This is a genomic window from Actinomycetospora sp. NBC_00405 (genome assembly GCF_036044095.1).
GTDB classification, from domain to species: Bacteria; Actinomycetota; Actinomycetes; order Mycobacteriales; family Pseudonocardiaceae; genus Actinomycetospora; species Actinomycetospora callitridis.
Genome location: NZ_CP107938.1, coordinates 2,065,654 through 2,082,837, shown reverse-complemented (window position 1 = coordinate 2,082,837; position 17,184 = coordinate 2,065,654). Strand labels below are relative to the sequence as shown.

18 protein-coding genes are annotated in these 17,184 nt (G+C 74.9%); 10 read left to right on the top strand and 8 right to left on the bottom strand.

Annotated features, from left to right (window positions below; translation table 11 throughout):
* Positions 1-54 precede the first annotated feature (54 nt).
* Together OG774_RS10285 and OG774_RS10280 are read right to left on the bottom strand one after the other, a co-directional pair.
* The gene (locus tag OG774_RS10285) at positions 55-1,212 is read right to left on the bottom strand and encodes an RNA polymerase sigma factor (protein WP_442873969.1); all 1,158 of its coding nucleotides are present in this window, start codon (positions 1,210-1,212) and stop codon (positions 55-57) included.
* Positions 1,209-1,604 (bottom strand): YciI family protein, encoded by a 396-nt coding sequence (locus OG774_RS10280; protein WP_328310881.1) that lies wholly within the window; start codon positions 1,602-1,604, stop codon positions 1,209-1,211. The genes OG774_RS10285 and OG774_RS10280 overlap by 4 nt, the downstream gene beginning before the upstream one ends.
* A gap of 169 nt (positions 1,605-1,773) precedes the next feature.
* On the opposite strand from OG774_RS10280, the gene OG774_RS10275 reads away from it, so the two are divergent.
* Positions 1,774-2,487: a hypothetical protein gene (locus OG774_RS10275; protein ID WP_328309111.1), complete on the top strand. Its 714-nt coding sequence runs from the start codon at positions 1,774-1,776 to the stop codon at positions 2,485-2,487.
* A gap of 16 nt (positions 2,488-2,503) precedes the next feature.
* Here OG774_RS10275 and OG774_RS10270 read toward each other — a convergent pair whose 3' ends face one another.
* Entirely contained in the window at positions 2,504-3,772 is a 1,269-nt protein-coding gene (locus OG774_RS10270; RefSeq protein ID WP_328309109.1) for a geranylgeranyl reductase family protein, read from the bottom strand.
* A gap of 65 nt (positions 3,773-3,837) precedes the next feature.
* Between OG774_RS10270 and truB the strand changes: the two genes are divergently transcribed.
* The 7 genes from truB to dapB all read left to right on the top strand — a co-directional run bounded on the left by truB (position 3,838) and on the right by dapB (position 11,579).
* Positions 3,838-4,794: a tRNA pseudouridine(55) synthase TruB gene (truB, locus tag OG774_RS10265; protein WP_328309107.1), complete on the top strand. Its 957-nt coding sequence runs from the start codon at positions 3,838-3,840 to the stop codon at positions 4,792-4,794.
* Between the two features lie 57 nt (positions 4,795-4,851).
* Positions 4,852-5,799: a bifunctional riboflavin kinase/FAD synthetase gene (locus OG774_RS10260; protein ID WP_274193474.1), complete on the top strand. Its 948-nt coding sequence runs from the start codon at positions 4,852-4,854 to the stop codon at positions 5,797-5,799.
* Positions 5,800-5,876: 77 nt separating this feature from the next.
* A complete protein-coding gene (locus OG774_RS10255; RefSeq protein ID WP_328309104.1) occupies positions 5,877-6,341 on the top strand; it encodes a helix-turn-helix transcriptional regulator in 465 nt (154 codons plus the stop codon).
* A gap of 218 nt (positions 6,342-6,559) precedes the next feature.
* The gene (rpsO, locus tag OG774_RS10250; protein ID WP_274189140.1) at positions 6,560-6,829 is read left to right on the top strand and encodes a 30S ribosomal protein S15; all 270 of its coding nucleotides are present in this window, start codon (positions 6,560-6,562) and stop codon (positions 6,827-6,829) included.
* A 276-nt stretch (positions 6,830-7,105) separates the two neighbouring features.
* Entirely contained in the window at positions 7,106-9,460 is a 2,355-nt protein-coding gene (locus OG774_RS10245; RefSeq protein ID WP_328309102.1) for a polyribonucleotide nucleotidyltransferase, read from the top strand.
* A gap of 68 nt (positions 9,461-9,528) precedes the next feature.
* Positions 9,529-10,809 carry a M16 family metallopeptidase gene (locus OG774_RS10240; RefSeq protein ID WP_328309100.1) on the top strand — a complete coding sequence of 427 codons (1,281 nt, stop codon included), beginning with the start codon at positions 9,529-9,531 and terminating at the stop codon, positions 10,807-10,809.
* A 38-nt stretch (positions 10,810-10,847) separates the two neighbouring features.
* Positions 10,848-11,579 (top strand): 4-hydroxy-tetrahydrodipicolinate reductase, encoded by a 732-nt coding sequence (dapB, locus tag OG774_RS10235; protein ID WP_328309098.1) that lies wholly within the window; start codon positions 10,848-10,850, stop codon positions 11,577-11,579.
* Here the strand turns inward: dapB and OG774_RS10230 are convergent.
* Positions 11,542-12,177, bottom strand: a complete 636-nt coding sequence (locus tag OG774_RS10230) for a hypothetical protein (RefSeq protein WP_328309096.1) — start codon at positions 12,175-12,177, stop codon at positions 11,542-11,544. The genes dapB and OG774_RS10230 overlap by 38 nt on opposite strands.
* 21 nt (positions 12,178-12,198) lie before the next feature.
* A complete protein-coding gene (locus OG774_RS10225) occupies positions 12,199-12,792 on the bottom strand; it encodes a GNAT family N-acetyltransferase (protein ID WP_328309094.1) in 594 nt (197 codons plus the stop codon).
* A gap of 136 nt (positions 12,793-12,928) precedes the next feature.
* Between OG774_RS10225 and OG774_RS10220 the strand changes: the two genes are divergently transcribed.
* Both OG774_RS10220 and OG774_RS10215 read left to right on the top strand, forming a co-directional pair.
* On the top strand, positions 12,929-13,420 hold the full coding sequence (locus tag OG774_RS10220) for a beta-class carbonic anhydrase (protein ID WP_328309092.1): 492 nt from the start codon (positions 12,929-12,931) through the stop codon (positions 13,418-13,420).
* Complete coding sequence (locus OG774_RS10215) at positions 13,417-14,190, top strand: hypothetical protein (RefSeq protein ID WP_328309090.1); 774 nt, start codon at positions 13,417-13,419, stop codon at positions 14,188-14,190. The genes OG774_RS10220 and OG774_RS10215 overlap by 4 nt, the downstream gene beginning before the upstream one ends.
* Here the strand turns inward: OG774_RS10215 and OG774_RS10210 are convergent.
* The 3 genes from OG774_RS10210 to OG774_RS10200 form a co-directional block, all read right to left on the bottom strand.
* Positions 14,166-15,479 carry a wax ester/triacylglycerol synthase domain-containing protein gene (locus OG774_RS10210; protein WP_328309088.1) on the bottom strand — a complete coding sequence of 438 codons (1,314 nt, stop codon included), beginning with the start codon at positions 15,477-15,479 and terminating at the stop codon, positions 14,166-14,168. The two genes, OG774_RS10215 and OG774_RS10210, sit on opposite strands and share 25 nt — an antisense overlap.
* A complete protein-coding gene (locus OG774_RS10205) occupies positions 15,476-16,768 on the bottom strand; it encodes an acetyl-CoA hydrolase/transferase family protein (RefSeq protein WP_328309086.1) in 1,293 nt (430 codons plus the stop codon). Before OG774_RS10205 ends, OG774_RS10210 begins: the two co-directional genes overlap by 4 nt.
* A gap of 77 nt (positions 16,769-16,845) precedes the next feature.
* Positions 16,846-17,112 (bottom strand): hypothetical protein, encoded by a 267-nt coding sequence (locus OG774_RS10200; RefSeq protein ID WP_274193485.1) that lies wholly within the window; start codon positions 17,110-17,112, stop codon positions 16,846-16,848.
* Positions 17,113-17,184 lie beyond the last annotated feature (72 nt).

Sequence of the window (17,184 nt, the reverse complement as noted above, 5' to 3'; positions counted from 1 at the left end):
GCGGAGGGCCATGCCCCCGCACGCGAGGACACGGACGTGGTCGACCGCCGGAGCTCACGGCCGCAGCAGCTGCCGCACCCGCGCGGTCTCGCGGGTGAGGTGGTCGCGCTCCGGCACGCTGGTCGCGGTCCGGGAGGCCTCGGCGTAGAGCTCGGCGGCGCGCGCGAGGTCGCCGGCGCGCTCGTGGAGGTGCGCGGCCACCGCCGCATGGCGGGGCAGGTCGGGATCGAGGTCGGCGAGCGCCGCGAGGCCGGCCTGCGCGCCGTCGGCCTCGCCGACCGCCACCGCCCGGTTGAGCCGCACCACCGGGCTGTCCGTGAGCGCCAGCAGCTCGTCGTACCACTCCACGATCTGCACCCAGTCCGTCTCCGCGGTGCTCGGGGCGTCCGCGTGCAGCGCCGCGATCGCCGCCTGGGCCTGGTAGTCGCCGAGGCGGTCGCGGGCCAGCGCGGCCTGCAGGATCGCCACGCCCTCGGCGATCATGCCGGTGTCCCAGCGCGACCGGTCCTGCTCGGCGAGGGGGATCAGGCGTCCGCCCGCTCCGGTGCGCGTGGCGCGGCGCGCGTGGTGCAGCAGCATGAGCGCGAGCAGCCCCGCGACCTCGGGGTCGTCGGTGAGCGCGGCGAGCTGGCGGGCGATGCGGATCGCCTCGTCCGCCAGGTCGGTGTGCTCGGGGCTGTCGGCGCCGTAGCCCTCGTTGAACACGAGGTAGAGCACCCGGAGGACGGTGCCGAGGTCGCCGGGCTGGTCGAGCGGCAGACCCTCGATCCGCCTCTTCGCCCGGCTGATCCGCTGCGCCACGGTCGCCTCGGGGACCAGGTGGGCGGTCGCGATCTGCCGCGTCGTCAGGCCGCCGACCGCGCGCAGCGTCAGCGCGACGGCCGACGCCGGCGGCAGCGTCGGGTGGGCGCAGAGGAAGTACAGGCGCAGCGTGTCGTCGGCGCCGGTCACCGGCCCGGCGGGCGGCTCGAGGTCGACCGCGAGCTCCCGGCCCTGGCGCGACGACTCCGACCGGACCGCGTCGAGGAACTTGCGCCACGCCGCCGCCACGAGCCACGCCTTCGGGTCGCGCGGTGGGTCGTCGGGCCAGGTCTCGAGCGCCCGGATCAGGGCCTCCTGCACGGCGTCCTCGGCCGACGCGAAGTCCGCTCCGCGCCGGACGAGGACGCCGATCACCGCGGGGACGAGCTCCCGCAGCCCGTCCGTGATCACTCGGTGTTCCCCGGCACACCGGTGAGGAACGGCCGGACCTCGAGCCACTCGTGGATCGGCTCGCCCCCGGCCCCGGGCGCGGCGGACAGCTCGCCGGCCAGCTCGAGCGCCCGCTCCCAGGACTCCACGTCGATGATCATCCAGCCGGCGATGAGGTCCTTGGTCTCCGCGAACGGGCCGTCGGTGACCGGCGGGCGCCCCTCGCCGTCGTGGCGGACGAACGCGCCCTCGGCCGAGAGGGCCTGGCTGTCGACGAACTCGCCGGTCTCCACCAGGCGCTTCGCGAAGTCGCTCATGTACGTCATGTGGGCGTCGACCTCCTCCGGCGTCCACTGGTCCATGGGCGGGGAGTCCACGGCCGGGGTCGGACCGCCGCGGTAGTGCTTCAGCATCAGGTACTTCACGGTCGTTCTCCTTCGTCGTGGCGACCTCGTTCGGCCGCTCGTACCCCTGGGACGGAGCCGCCGCCCGGTTCTCGACACACGGTCGCCGACCGATCCCGGGAGATTTCCCGGGAGCATTCTCGGGGGCCCTGTCGGGGGTCGGTGGTGCCATGTCCCCATGACGTGGGACGCGCAGGTGAGCGGGTGGCTGGACGACGTGCTCGCGGCGATCCGCGACACCGGGCTGGCCGAGCTCGTCGAGACCACCGTGGCCGACGTGTGGGAGCGCAACGTCGACCGGTACGACCCCGCCGTCGCGGGCGACACCGCCACCTCGCTCGGGATCACGGCGTCGGAGAACATCCGCACGCTGCTCCTGCGGGTCGAGCACGAGCGGTGGGCCGCGCGCGGGGTGGTCGTCACCTCGGTGCAGCAGGCCCTCGTCCTGCGGATCGGCGTGCGCCGGATGCTGCTGATGAAGGTCGCCGACCGTCGCCTGCACCCCGGGGAGGACGACGACGAGCACGACTGGCGGTCGGGCATCCGGTGGGACGCCGCCAGCGATGTCCGCAGGCTCGCCGCGGAGGACAACGCGCGGCGCTTCGAGCCCTGCGTGGAGGACCAGACGGGCCAGACGTGGTGGCCCGGCCTCGTCCCGGGCGCCCCCGACGACCCCGACGACCGCGACGGCCTGCGCCACCTCGTGCTGGTCTGGGCGGGCGACCCCGTGGGCGGCACGACGGCCGGCTGGCTCGGCGTGCCCTACGCGGGTCCGCCCGGCACGCCGCCGTGGCTCGCGATCACGCCGGTCTGGCACCACGGGCCCGGGGACGTCCCGCGCCCGCGCGAGCCGATCGTCGCGGTCCCGCGGGCGGGGGCCGGCCGTGCCTGACGCCGGATCGGGGGACTCAGCTCGCCGCGAGCGGGGTGCGCAGGTCGGCGGCGGGGAAGGGCGGCAGCTCGTCGGCGCGCAGGGACGCCCGGCCCGCGCCGCGCCAGGCGCGGGCGACGAGGTCGGCGTCCTCCTCGGTGACGAGGTTGCCCATGACGCGCAGGGCCACCGTCATCAGCATCCGCGAGCGCATGCCCACCGGGCCCGCGAGCGGGAGCAGGCGCGGCACGGTCAGCAGCCCGGCGAGGCGCCGCGCGATGGAGAACGCCGAGCCGTACTGGCGGCGCAGCGTCGCCGGCCAGGCGAGGGAGAGGTCGTCATCGTCGCCGAGCAGGCCCGCGATGGTGCGCCCGCTCTCCAGGCCGTAGTCGATGCCCTCGCCGTTGAGCGGGTTCACCAGCCCGGCGGCGTCGCCCACCAGCGCCCAGTTGCGGCCGGAGACGCCGGACACCGCGCCGCCCATCGGCAGCAGGGCGGACGCGACGTCGCGCACGTCGCCCTCGAGCTGCCAGTCCTCGCGGCGCTGCTCGGCGTAGTGCGCGATCAGCGAGCGCAGCCGCACGTTGGCGGGGCGGGCCTCGGTGGCGAGGGTCCCGACGCCGATGTTCACGTGCCCGTCGTGCAGCGGGAACACCCAGCCGTAGCCCGAGAGCACCTCGTCGTCGGTGCCGCGCAGCTCCAGGTGCGACGAGATCCACTCGTCGTCGTGGCGTCCCGAGCGGACGTAGGCGCGGGCGGCGACGCCGTAGGCCGTGTCGCGGTGCCACACCCGCCCGAGCACCCGCCCCAGGGTCGACCGCGCGCCGTCGGCGACGACGAGGCGGCGGCACGCGATGGTCCGCGGGCCCTCGTCGGTGTCGAACACCACGCCGGACACCCGGTCGCCGTGACGCTCGACGTCCACCGCGCGGGCGCCCTCCACCGGCTGCGCACCCCGCTCGAGGGCCACGGTCCGGATGCGGGCGTCGAGCTCGGTGCGCGCCACGGCGCCGCCGTGCGCCGGCAGCGAGCCGCCCGGCCACGGCAGGGTCAACAGCTGCCCGAACCCGGCGGCCCGCAGGCCGCGGTTCTGGCCCCGCCCGCGCACCCAGTCGCCCAGGCCCAGGTGCTCCAGCTCGGCGATGGCCCGCGGGGTCAGGCCGTCGCCGCACGCCTTGTCGCGCGGGAAGACCGCGGCGTCGGCGAGGACGACGTCGTGGCCGGCGTCGGCCGCCCAGGCCGCGGCGGCCGAGCCGGCGGGGCCGGCGCCCACGACGAGGACGTCGGTACGCGTCGGGGTGCTCACGACTCCAGGATGCCTGCTGATCCCGCGGTCGGCCGGATCGGTGAGGGCGGGCATAGTGGCCCGCCGTGCCGGGACGTGGTGGGGGACGTGGTGGGGGAGCACCCCGAGAACGCCGTGAGCCCCCGCCGCCGGGGCTGCTCGTGGTGGACAAGCCGGCGGGCTGGACGTCCCACGACGTCGTGGGGCGTGCGCGCCGCCTCATGGGCACGCGCAAGGTCGGCCACGCGGGCACGCTCGACCCGATGGCCACCGGCGTCCTGGTGCTGGGCGTCGAGAGGGCCACCAAGCTCCTCGGGCACCTGGCGCTGGACACCAAGACCTACCTCGCGACGATCCGGCTCGGCCTGGCCACCGACACCGACGACGCCAAGGGCGAGCCGATCGGCAACCCGGTCGACGCCGCCGGGATCGGCGACGACGCGGTGGCCGACGGCGTGGCGGCCCTGACGGGCGAGATCCAGCAGGTGCCCAGCAGCGTGTCGGCGATCAAGGTCGACGGTCGCCGGGCCTACGAGCGTGCCCGTGCCGGCGAGGAGGTCCGTCTCGACGCCCGGCCGGTGACGGTCGGACGCTTCGACGTGCTCGCGGCGCGCACCGAGGGCCCGTTCCGCGACCTCGACGTCCTCGTCGACTGCTCGTCGGGCACCTACGTCCGCGCCCTGGCCCGCGACCTCGGCGCCGGGCTCGGCGTCGGCGGGCACCTCACGGCACTGCGGCGCACGCGGGTCGGCCCGTTCACCCTCGCCCACGCCCGCACCCTCGAGACCCTGGCCGGCGAGGAGGAGCAGCAGGGGCGCGCGGCCCTGTCGCTGGACCTCGACGCCGCCGTCGCCACGGCCTTCCCGCGCCGCGACGCGGACGCCGACGAGGCCGCGGGCCTGGCGCACGGCCGCCCGCTCGCGGCCGCGGGCCGGCCCGGGACGGTGGGGGTCTTCGGGCCCGACGGGCACGTCGTCGGGCTCGTCACCGACGACCGCGGTGCCGCCCGCCCCGTCCTGGTGCTCGCGCCGGCCGGGACGTGATCACCGACGCGCGCCCGACACGGCGCCGGGGCGGGCCCCGCCCGTAGGCTCGCCGCCGTGCAACGCTGGCGGGGACTCGACGGTGTGCCGTCGGGCTGGGGTCGATGCGTGGTGACGATCGGCGTCTTCGACGGCGTCCACCGCGGCCACCAGCAGCTCATCGCCCGCGCGGTCGCCCACGGCCGCGAGCTGGGCCTGCCGACCGTGCTGATCACGTTCGACCCGCACCCCGCCTCGGTGCTGCGCCCCGGCACCCACCCGGCCCGGCTGACGTCGCTGGCCCGGCGCGCGGAGCTGGTCGCCGAGCTCGGGATCGATGCGTTCTGGGTCCTGCCGTTCACGCCCGACCTCGCCCGCGTGGCGCCGGACGAGTTCGTGCACGAGCTGCTCGTCGACCGGCTGCACGCGGCGATGGTGGTCGTCGGCCGCAACTTCACCTACGGCTACCGCGCCGCCGGGGACGTCACCGAGCTCGAGCGCCTGGGTCAGCGGTTCGGCTTCGCCGCCGAGGGCGTCGACCTCGTCGCCGATCCCTCGGTCGCGCTGACCGGGTCGCCGGTGACCTTCTCGTCGACCTACGTGCGCGCCTGCATCAGCGCCGGCGACGTCCGGGCCGCCGCCGAGGCGCTCGGCCGGCCGCACCGCCTCGAGGGCGTCGTCGTGCGCGGCGACCAGCGGGGCCGCGAGCTGGGCTACCCGACCGCGAACGTCGACTGCGGCGAGCACGCCGCGATCCCGGCGGACGGGGTGTACGCGTGCTGGTTCCACCACCGCGGGCAGAAGCGCGCGGCGGCGACGTCGGTGGGCACCAACCCGACGTTCTCGGGTCGGGAGCGCACCGTCGAGGCGTTCGTGCTCGACACCGACGAGGATCTCTACGGCGCCCGCGTCGCCGTCGACTTCGTCGAGCGCATCCGGGGGATGGACCGCTTCGACTCGATCGACGAGCTCATCGCCACGATGGACAGCGACGTGGTGCGCACCCGCGAGGTCCTGGGCGTCTGAGCCCGGCCGGCTTTTCCCGAACGGCACCCACCGCCGCGGCCCGGCTGTCACGATCGCCGCGCGGGGAGAGCCGGAGGGTGGGCGGGTTGGGCGGGCAGGAGGGCAGGCAGGAAGGCAGGGCCGACGCCGTGCGGCGCAACCGGGAGCTGCAGCGCCGCTTCTACGGCGAGCCGCTGGGCGACCGCCTTCGTCGTCTCCTGGCCGCCCTCGACGTCTCCCAGGCGGTGCTGGCCGTCGCGCTGGGGGTGAGCTCCCCGATGCTCTCCCAGCTCATGAGCGGCAGGCGGGTCAAGATCGGGTCGCCCGCGGTGCTGGGCCGGCTCCTCCTGCTCGAGCAGCGGGTCGCGGCCGGTGACGCGGGCAGCGGCCCGGAGGCGGTGGCCCGCCTGCTCACCGAGGTCCGGGAGGCGGAGCTCCGCAACGACTACGACCTCCTGCGCACCGTGGCCGGACCGGAGGAGCTCGCCGCGGCCGCGGCGACGCTCGATCCCGGCTTCCCGTCGCTGGCCGGGCTGCTCCGCCGTGCCGCCGCCGGGGGATGAGCCGGCCCGGGACGGCGCGCGGCAGGCCCGCAGCGGCCGGTGCCGGGGTCGTCGGTACACTCGTACTCGATTCGCCTGGCTGCGGTCCGTGGTGGCCGGGCGGCGGGTGGACCGGGCGTGCCCGTCCCCCGAGAGCGTGCGACATCCCCCGACGATCTCGTCGTGGCGGATGCCGTCGATCGTCACGGCACCGATGGCACAGAAGGAGCACCGCCCCCGTGGCACTGACCACCGAGCAGAAGAAGTCGACGCTCGCCGAGTACGGCGTGCACGAGACCGACACCGGGTCGCCCGAAGCGCAGGTCGCGCTGCTGACGCAGCGCATCGTGCGGCTCACCGAGCACCTCAAGATGCACAAGCACGACCATCACTCGCGTCGCGGGCTGCTGCTGCTGGTCGGCCGCCGCCGGCGCCTGCTCAAGTACGTCGCCTCCGTCGACGTCGCCCGCTACCGCTCGCTGATCGAGCGGCTGGGGCTGCGTCGCTGACGAGGCTGCCCTGAATCCCGCGCCCGCTCCGCGCCGACCGGCCACGCTGCCGGTCGGCGCGGAGGCGTGCGCACCACACATCGGCACCACCACCACCGCCCGCGAATCCGCGACGCCCGCGCGTCGGCCGGTCCTCGGTAGTGGCCCCCGGAATCGTCCTCAGTCCTCAGGACTGGGGCGGAGCCCGGGGGCTTCGATCGATGACCGCTCGCTCGCCGACCGCGTCGCGGAGGGAGCCGGGGGCGGGACGTGGTGGGGCCACGAGGAGGAACCCTCATGACCCAGTCCGCAACTACTGCCACATCCACCGACGGTGTCCACGAGACCACCGCGGTGCTGGACAACGGTGCCTACGGCACCCGCACCGTCCGCTTCGAGACGGGCCGTCTGGCCCGCCAGGCGGCCGGCGCCGTCGTCGCCTATCTCGACGACGACACGATGCTGCTCTCCGCGACGACCGCCTCGAAGCGGCCGAAGGACAACTTCGACTTCTTCCCGCTGACGGTCGACGTCGAGGAGCGCATGTACGCCGCGGGCCGCATCCCCGGCTCGTTCTTCCGCCGCGAGGGCCGCCCGTCCACGGACGCGATCCTCACCTGCCGGCTCATCGACCGTCCGTTGCGCCCGACCTTCGTCGGCAACCTGCGCAACGAGGTCCAGGTCGTCATCACGGTCCAGAGCCTGGACCCCAAGGACCCCTACGACGTCCTGGCGATCAACGCCGCGTCGGCGTCCACCCAGATCTCGGGCCTGCCCTTCGACGGCCCGATCGGGGCGACGCGTGTCGCATTGATCAATCGGCCAGGAGAATCTGGGGCACAGTGGGTCGCGTTCCCGACGTGGGAGCAGCTCAAGAGCGCTGTGTTCGACATGGTCATCGCCGGGTCGATCACGGCCGACGGCGGGGACGTCGCCATCGCGATGGTCGAGGCCGAGGCCACCGACCACGCCATCGGCCTCATCGGCGAGGGCGCCCCGGCGCCCACCGAGGAGATCGTCGCCCAGGGCATGGAGGCGGCCAAGCCGTTCATCCGCACCCTGTGCGAGGCGCAGAAGGAGCTCTACCGCGCCACCGGCACGACGACGAAGGACTACCCGACCTTCCCGGCGTACCAGGACGACGTCCTCTCCGCGGTCACGTCCGCGGTCGGCGACGAGCTGGACAAGACGATGTCCATCGCCGGGAAGCACGAGCGCGACGACGCCCAGGACGCCCTCAAGGACCGCCTGGTCAGCGAGCTCGGGCCCAAGTTCGAGGGCCGCGAGAAGGAGATCGGCGAGGCGTTCCGCTCGCTGAACAAGTCGACGGTCCGCAAGCGGATCCTCACCGACGGCTTCCGCATCGACGGCCGCGGCACCACGGACATCCGTCCGCTGGCCGCCGAGGTCGAGGTGATCCCGCGGGCCCACGGCTCGGCGCTGTTCGAGCGCGGCGAGACCCAGATCCTGGGCGTCACCACGCTGAACATGCTCCGGCTCGAGCAGAACATCGACTCGCTCGGCCCGGAGACCACCAAGCGGTACATGCACCACTACAACTTCCCGCCGTTCTCCACCGGCGAGACCGGCCGCGTGGGCTCGCCCAAGCGCCGCGAGATCGGCCACGGCGCGCTCGCCGAGCGGGCGCTCGTGCCGGTGCTGCCCACCCGCGAGGAGTTCCCCTACGCGATCCGGCAGGTCTCCGAGGCCCTGGGCTCCAACGGGTCCACCTCGATGGGCTCGGTCTGCGCCTCGACGATGTCGCTGCTCAACGCCGGTGTGCCGCTGAAGGCCCCGGTCGCGGGCATCGCCATGGGCCTCGTCTCGGGCGAGGTCGACGGCGAGCAGAAGTTCGTCGCGCTGACCGACATCCTCGGTGCCGAGGACGCGTTCGGTGACATGGACTTCAAGGTCGCCGGCACGAAGGACTTCGTGACCGCGCTCCAGCTCGACACCAAGCTCGACGGCATCCCGTCCGAGGTGCTGGGCAAGGCGCTGACGCAGGCCCGCGGCGCCCGCCTCGCGATCCTCGACGTCATGGCCGAGGCCATCGACGCGCCCGACGAGATGAGCGAGTTCGCCCCGCGCATCACCACGGTGAAGGTGCCCGTCGACAAGATCGGTGAGGTCATCGGCCCGAAGGGCAAGATGATCAACTCGATCACCGAGGAGACCGGCGCCGACATCTCCATCGAGGACGACGGCACGATCTACGTCGGTGCGGCGGACGGGCCCAGCGCCCAGGCCGCGATCGACCGGATCAACGCCATCGCCAACCCGCAGCTGCCGAAGATCGGCGAGCGCTTCCTCGGCACGGTGGTCAAGACCGCCGCGTTCGGCGCGTTCGTCTCGCTGCTGCCCGGCCGCGACGGCCTGGTGCACATCTCGAAGCTCGGCGGCGGCAAGCGGATCGGCAAGGTCGAGGACGTCGCCAACGTCGGCGACAAGATGCGGGTCGAGATCACCGACATCGACAACCGCGGCAAGATCAGCCTGATCCCGGTCAAGGAGGACGACGCGGCCGCCGCCACCAACGGCGACGGCGGGTCCGACGCCCAGGCCTCCGACGCCCCGGCCGAGGCCGAGTCGGCCCCGGCCGCCGCGACCTCCGGCGCCGTCACCGGCGCCATCGGGGGTTCGTCGCCGGAGTGACGGCTCTCGGTACCTCCCCCACGGGAATCGGTGCGACCGAACACCCGGCCCCCGGAGTAGCACGCACCGTGCTGCCCGGGGGCCTGCGGGTGGTCACCGAGCACGTGGCCGGGGCCCGTTCGGCCTCGGTCGGGCTCTGGGTCGACGTGGGCTCGCGCGACGAGCCCGCCGTCGGCACGGGCGCGCACGGCGCCGCGCACTTCCTCGAGCACCTGCTGTTCAAGGGGACGCGGCGCCGCTCGGCGCGGGAGATCGCGGAGGAGATCGACGCCGTCGGCGGCGACCTCAACGCGTTCACCGGCAAGGAGAGCACCTGCTTCTACGCGCACGTGCTCGACCGCGACATGCCGCTCGCGGTCGACGTGCTCGGCGACGTGGTGCTCGACGCCGTGATGGCCGCGCCCGACGTCGAGCTCGAGCGGGACGTCGTGCTCTCCGAGATCGCCGGCCGCGACGAGGACCCCGAGGACCTGCTGGCCGACGACTTCGACGCGCTGCTCTTCGGCGCGCACCCGCTCGGCCTGCCGGTGATCGGCACCGAGGAGACGGTCACGGGCATGACCCGCGACCGCCTCGCGGACTTCCACGCGCGCCACTACGTCCCGGCGCGCTCCGTGCTCGCGGTGGCCGGCAACGTGGCGCACGCCGACGTGCTCGCCGCGGTCGAGGCGGCCTACGGGTCGCGCCTCGACGGCCCGGCGCAGCCGTGGCACCGGACCGCAGGCGAGGCGCCGGCGACGTCGCGCGAGCGGCTCGCGGTGCGCGACGAGGACACCGAGCAGGCCCACCTCATGCTCGGCGTGCCCTCGCTGCGGCGTGCGGACCCCCGCTGGCCTGCGCTGCAGGTGCTGTCGACCGTGCTCGGCGGCGGCATGAGCTCGCGGCTGTTCCAGCAGGTCCGCGAGCAGCGGGGTCTCGCGTACTCCGTCTACTCGTCGACGACGGGCTACACCGACGCCGGCACGCTCGCGGTCTACGTGGGCTGCGCGCCCGAGCGCCTCGGCGCCGCGGCGTCGGTCGTCCGCGACGAGCTCGGCGACCTCGCGGCCCACGGCATCACCGACGCGGAGCTGACGCGGGCCCGCGGGCAGCTGCGCGGCGAGCTGGTGCTCGGGCTCGAGGAGACCTCGTCCCGCATGACCCGCCTCGGTCGCCGCGAGCTCGACCACGGCGGTCTCGACCGCGCCACCGACCTCGCGTCGACCCTCGAGCGGATCGACGGGGTCGGCGCCGCCGACGTCGCCGCGCTCGCGTCCGAGCTGCTCACCGGGCCCCGCGCGGCCGCGGTCGTCGGCCCCTACGGTGACGCCGACGAGCTGCCGGACGAGGTGCGGGAGATGGTGGAGTGACGATCCCGGAGACGGAGCGGAGCGGAAGCTCGACCATCGTGAAGGTCGGGGTGCTGGGCGCCGCCGGGCGCATGGGTTCCGAAGCCTGCGCCGCCGTCGACGGGGCCGACGACCTCGAGCTCGTCGCCCGCGTGGACGTCGGCGATCCGCGCGACGCGCTGGAGGCCGCCGACGTCGTCGTCGACTTCACGCACCCCTCGGCGGTCGCCGACAACCTGCGCTGGTGCATCGACGCCGGCCTGCACGTCGTGGTGGGCACGAGCGGCGTCGGCGAGGAGCTCCTCGACGACGTCCGCGGCCGCCTGCAGCCCGGCCAGGGCGTGCTCGTCGTCCCGAACTTCGGCATCGGCGCGGTGCTCATGATGCGGTTCGCCGCCCAGGCGGCCCGGTTCTACGACTCCGTCGAGGTCGTCGAGCTGCACCACCCGCGCAAGGCGGACGCCCCCTCGGGCACCGCCACCCGGACCGCGCAGATGATCGCCGCCGCGCGGGCGGAGGCCGGCGTCGGGCCGGGTCCGGACGCCACCACGCACGACCCCGACGGCGCCCGCGGCGCGACGGTGGACGGCATCCCCGTGCACGCGGTGCGGATGGCGGGACTCGTCGCGCACCAGGAGGTCCTGCTGGGTTCGGAGGGCGAGACCCTCACGATCCGCCACGACTCCCTGCACCGCAGCTCGTTCATGCCGGGCGTCCTGCTCGCCGTCCGCGGCGTCGCCGACCACCCCGGCCTCACCGTCGGCCTCGACGCACTCCTCGATCTGGACTGAGCGACGACCTCGACCAGCGCTGCTCGAGCCAGGGCCGCAGGTACTCGTGGTCCTCCGACGTGAGCTCGGGGATCAGCGCCACCATGCGCCGGACCCGCTCCGCGGCGTCCCTGGTGAGCCGGAAGTCCTCGTCGCGCGACATCCGGTCCTCCGGACCGAAGGTCCGGGCCGTCGCCACGATCTGCGGGGCCGCCGCGCGGACGTCGTCGGCGTCGTCGGCCGCCAGGGCCGGGTCGAGCCCGGCGCCCTCGAGCCGGGCGCCGACGTCGGAGAGCTGCGCGGCGAGCCAGCCCCACGGGTCGGCGGTGAGCTCGGCGGACCACACGCGGTCCGACGGCTCGTCGCCCGTGAAGAACGGGTGGAGGTGCGCGGCCGAGAACTCACCGGCGGGCCGGTCGAGGCGGTCGAACAGGTCGGCGCGCCAGAAGGCCTGGTCGACGACGGTCGGCTGTGCGGCCGACTCGCTGCCCCGGTGCTCCTGCGGGGTGAGCAGGCGCAGCTCGATGCGGGCGCCGTGCTCCTTGACCGCCTCGGGGGAGATCTCGAACCAGCGCCGCACCACCACGGCGATGCGGGTGAAGCCGTACACCACCAGCACGGGCGCTCCCCAGGTGAGAGGTCAGGGCAGCAGGGGCAGGTCCAGGTCGTCGAGGGAAGGCTCGGGCCGGAACTCCAGGTCCAGGGTGCCGCCGACGCGGATCTCGCGCAGCGGGCGCCCGCCGGCGTCGAGGGTGCGCACCGTGCCGTCGGGGTCCCAGCCGGCGCGCTCGTAGAAGCGGCGCGAGGCGACGTCCCGTTCGGGCACCCAGGCGACGGCCCGTGTCGCGCCCGCGGCGCGCAGGGCGGCGGCGGTCTCGACGAGCAGACGCCCGGCGTGCCCGCGGCGGCCCCAGCGCGGTTCGACGAGCAGCACGGCGACCAGGCCCACCGAGGACGCGTCCTCGGGCACGGCGCCGGCGGCGTCCGCGAGGTCCTCGGCCGACGCCGGCCCCGCTGCGCAGAAGCCGACCACCGCGTCGCCCTCGACGGCGATGCGCACCGCCCCCGCGGCGATCGGGTCCGCCCAGGCCCGGGCGACGGCATCGGTGTCGAACCCCTCCACCGCCCCCGGCGGGAGCAGCTCGGCGTACGCCGAGGTCCACACGGTGCGCTGGACCTGCGCCACCGCGCCCGCGTCGGCGGCGGTCGCGGGGCGGACGGAGGCGAGCGCCATGCCCCCGACCCTAGAGACCCGCTGTCGTCCCGATCACCACGCGGTGCACCGCCGGCGCGTGACCGCCAGGATGCGGGCGGGCATCCGGAGACGACGGACGGGCAGTGTGGCCTCGCCGCAACACCCAGGAGGACGCATGAGCACCACCGACGAGCTGCTGGCCGCGAACACGTCCTTCGCGGCGGGGTTCTCGACGCCCGGTCTGCCGGGCCCGCCCTCGCGCGGCGTGGCCGTCGTGGCCTGCATGGACGCCCGGCTGGACGTCTACCGGGTGCTCGGTCTCGGCGACGGCGAGGCCCACGTCATCCGCAACGCCGGCGGCGTGGTGACCGACGACGTCCTGCGCTCGCTCGCGGTCAGCCAGCGCAAGCTCTCCACCCGCGAGGTCGTGCTGATCCACCACACGAAGTGCGGGATGGCGACCTTCACCGACGACGACTTCGTCGCCGAGCTCGAGGCCGACACCGGGCAGAGGCCGACCTGGGTGCCCGGCACGTTCCCCGACACCGAGCAGGACGTCCGCGACTCCCTGGCCGCCGTGCGCGACTGCCCGTTCCTCGTCCACACGGACGCCGTCCGCGGGTTCGTCTACGACGTCGACACCGGGTCGCTCACCGAGGTGTCATGACGCTGGACGTGACGGCTCTCGATGTCACGGCCGAGCTCGACGTCCCGCACCGCCCGGACCTCGCGCCGGTCGGTCGCCAGCTCGATGTGCTCGCGCCGGTCGCCGCGCGCTTCCTCGTGCCCGACAACGCCACGGCGCGGGCGGCGGTGGCGGGGCTGGTGGTCGCGGCGGAGGTGCGGCGCCACGGCCACGAGACCGTCGCCGTGCTCAACGCCCGCGACCGCAACACCCTCGGTCTGCGCCGCGACCTGCTCGGGCTGCTCGCGCTCGGGGTGCAGGAGGTGCTGCTGCTCCGGGGGGACAAGCCCGACGAGGAGGCCGAGGACGGCCCGCTGACGGTCGGCGCGATGCTCCGCGAGGCCCGGGCGCTTGCCGGCGAGCACGACGCCCCGCTGACGATCGGCGTCGTCGCCGCTCCGGGCCGCGACCTGCCGGGGTGGAAGCGCGATGCCGACGTCGTGTGGCTCGCGCCGACGTTCTCGCTGCCGGCGGTGACCGAGTGGCGCGAGCGCCATGCCGACCTCTCCGTGCCCGTCCGCGCCGGCGTGCTCGTGCCCACGGGCCCGGACATGGCCCGGGGGGTCGCCGAGGGGATGGACCTCGAGCTGCCCGACGGGCTCGTCGGCGCGCTCGAGGAGGACGACACGGCCGGCGTCGACGCCGCCTGTGAGCACGCGCTGGCTCTGCGTGACGCGGGCGTCGACGGCATCCACCTCGTCGCCGTCAGCCGCTACCGCGAGGTGGCTCAGCGGCTCTCCGGCCTGGTCTGACAGGCCGTCACCAGCAGGTCGGCCTCCGCGCGCAGGCCGTCGGCGAGCACGTCGACGTCCGGCACGAGGCCCGGGTCGACGCACACCCCGAAGGACAGCACGTCGACCATCGACGCCGCGGTGACCCGCAGCGCGTGGTGGACGCCGATCTCGGCCAGCGGCCAGGTCGCGTGGACGCGACGGCCCAGGACCGCCACGGGCGTGCGGGGCCCGGGCACGTCGGAGAGGCTGACCGTGAACGCGCGGGCGGTGGCCCGCAGCCGGTCGACGACGCGGCGCAGAGGCGGGGAGACCTCGGCCAGGCGGTGCAGGAGGTCGTCGACCAGTGCGGCGTCGGCGGCGTCCTTGCGGCAGGTCGTCAGCTCGTGCACGGCGCGCAGGCGCTCGAGGGGGTCGGTGACGTGCACCGGCAGCGGCAGGTCGAAGGCCGAGTCGCGGTTGCCGGCGGACGGGTCCTCGCGGGGCAGGCTCACCGGGACGCGGACGCGCAGGTCGGTGACCGTGCCCGCGTGGTGGTCGAGCCAGCGCCGCAGCCCGCCCGCCAGGACGGCGAGGAACGCGTCGTTGACCGTCGCCCCGGCCGATCTCGCGGCCGCGTGCAGGGCCGCCAGGTCGGTGTCGAGGAACGCGACGTCGCGTCGTGCCGAGATCGCCCCGTCGAACGGGGACCGCGCGGGCCCGACCGTGAACTCGCGCCGCAGGACGCCCACGAGGTGGGCGCGCCGGCGTACGTGGTCGGCGCGCACGGTGGCGGGCGGGGACACCGCCGTCCCGGTGGCCGGGCGGCCCGCCTCGTCGGGTCGCTCCCCGCCCGCCCCCTCGTCGTAGAGCACCGTGTGCGACAGGCGCGTCATCGTCGCGCCGTCGGCGAGGGCGTGGTGGACGCGCCAGAGCAGGGCCGTGCCCCCGCCCGCCCGCGGGACCACGTCGATCGCCCACAGCGGACGGGTCCGGTCGAGGTGCTGGGCGAAGCGGTCGGCCACCAGCGCGCGCAGGGCCTCGTCGTCGTAGGGCCCGTCGGGGGCGTCGACGACGTGGCGCTCCAGGTCGAGCTCGCCGTCCGGCACCCAGACGGGCGCGCCGGCGCGCTCGTCGAGGCGGTAGCGCAGCTCGGGCGCGGCGGGCAGGCGAGCCGCGATCCGCGCGCGCAGTGCGGCGGCGTCCACCGGGGCGCCGTCGAGGATCGAACCGTGCAGGACGTGCCCGACGACGGTGGCGCACTCGAGGTCGAGGATGGCGCGGTCCTCGTCGCTCAGCGGCACGCACTCCGGCCCCGCCGGGGCGCTCACAGGTACCCCAGCGTGCGGGCCTGTGCCGTCAGCTCGTCGCGGAAGTGCGGGTGGGCGATCGCGATGAGGCGCCGGGTGCGCTCGGCGATCGTGGCGCCGCGCAGCTCGGCGACGCCGTACTCGGTGACGACGTGGTCGACGATGTTCTTGAACGTGGTGACCGCGGCGCCCGGATGCAGCTGCGGCACGATCCGCGACACCGTGTCGTCGTGGGTGGCCGAGTGCAGGCAGATGAACGCCGCGCCGTGCTCGGACATGATCGCGCCGCGCGCGAAGTCGGGCTGGCCGCCGGACGACGAGAAGTACTGACTGCCCAGCGACTCCGAGGCGCACTGCCCTAGGAAGTCGACCTCGAGGGCCGCGTTCACCGCCCGGAACAGCGGTTCGCGGGCGATGTTCCAGGGGTCGTTGGTGTAGTCCACGGGGTGGAACTCGACCCCGGGGTTGTCGGCGACGAAGTCGTGGAGGGACGCGTCGCCCATCGCCGACGTGGTGATGATCTTCCCGCGGTGCGTGGCCTTCCTGGTGCCGGTGACGACGCCCCGGTCCACGAGGTCGACGAAGCCGGTGCCGAGCACCTCGCTGTGCACGCCCAGCTCGCGGTGGTCGCCGAGGGCGGCGAGCACCATGTCCGGCACGGCGCCGATCCCGGCCTGCAGGGTGGCGCCGTCCGGGATGCGGTCGGCGACGAACCCGGCGATCGTGCGGTCGCGCGGGGTGGGCTCGGGAGGCGGGGCCAGGACGAGGGGCCGATCGGCCTCGCACCAGCCGATGATGTCGCTGATGTGGAGCTGGTTGCCGCCGTAGGTGCGCGGCATCTGCGCGTTGACCTCGACGAAGAACGGCAGCTCACCGATGAACGCCGCGGTGTGGGTGGCGATGGTGCCCAGCGAGAAGTAGCCGTGTCGGTCCGGCGGCGACACGGCCGCGACGACCAGGTCCGGGCGCACCGAGCGGCGCAGCAGGCGCGGCACGTCACTGAAGTTGTTGGGCACCAGGTCGCAGTGCCCGGCGTGGAACGCCTCGCGCGTCGCGGGGGACAGGAACCACGAGACGTGGCGCAGCCCCGGAATCCTGCCCTCGATCGACGGCCGTGGCCGGGGCGCGAGCATCTCGTGCAGGCGGACGTCGGTCAGCCGGTCGCCGGCCGCCTCGAGGGCGTCGATCACCGTCCCCGGCTCGCCGTTGTACCCGTTGACGACGATCTGCGACCCCGGTCCGACGTGCTCGAGGACGGCCTCGGCGGGGCGCCGCGCGGCGGCGATCATCTCGGGCACGGTGGAGGGCACGGGGGAGATCCTGGGCCACGGCGATCACCCTGACCAGCACAATCGCCGTCCGCGCCCGGCCGGGCACGGGGCGTGCGCTACGCGGGCCTCGGCAGCGGCAGCGCCGGCGGCTCGTCGTCGACCAGCCGCACCTGCCGGGCCGGGTGCTCGACGAGCGCGAGCACCCGCGAGGACATGAAGCGGGCGGTGCGCACCGGCGTCCCGCCGCGGGTCACCTCGCTGACCTCCACCACGCCGCGCCCGTGCGCGATCTCCACGCGCCGCCCGGCCCTCGTCGCCTCCACGTCCCACGTCCTCGTCGTGCCACCGGCGTCGACGACGATCTCCACACGGTCCCCGACCATGGGTCCTCCTCAGAACTCTTTTCCCAGGTCAACGCCCGTGCAAGCCGGTTGATTCCGGGGTTGTCGGGGGTC

Excerpts from the sequence above, each read along its gene's own strand:
- OG774_RS10280 (WP_328310881.1), bottom strand. The coding sequence starts at position 1,604 with ATGCTGAAGCACTACCGCGGCGGTCCGACCCCGGCCGTGGACTCCCCG.
- OG774_RS10275 (WP_328309111.1), top strand. The coding sequence starts at position 1,774 with ATGACGTGGGACGCGCAGGTGAGCGGGTGGCTGGACGACGTGCTCGCG.
- OG774_RS10245 (WP_328309102.1), top strand. The coding sequence starts at position 7,106 with ATGACCCAGTCCGCAACTACTGCCACATCCACCGACGGTGTCCACGAG.
- OG774_RS10225 (WP_328309094.1), bottom strand. The coding sequence starts at position 12,792 with ATGGCGCTCGCCTCCGTCCGCCCCGCGACCGCCGCCGACGCGGGCGCG.
- OG774_RS10220 (WP_328309092.1), top strand. The coding sequence starts at position 12,929 with ATGAGCACCACCGACGAGCTGCTGGCCGCGAACACGTCCTTCGCGGCG.
- OG774_RS10215 (WP_328309090.1), top strand. The coding sequence starts at position 13,417 with ATGACGCTGGACGTGACGGCTCTCGATGTCACGGCCGAGCTCGACGTC.
- OG774_RS10200 (WP_274193485.1), bottom strand. The coding sequence starts at position 17,112 with ATGGTCGGGGACCGTGTGGAGATCGTCGTCGACGCCGGTGGCACGACG.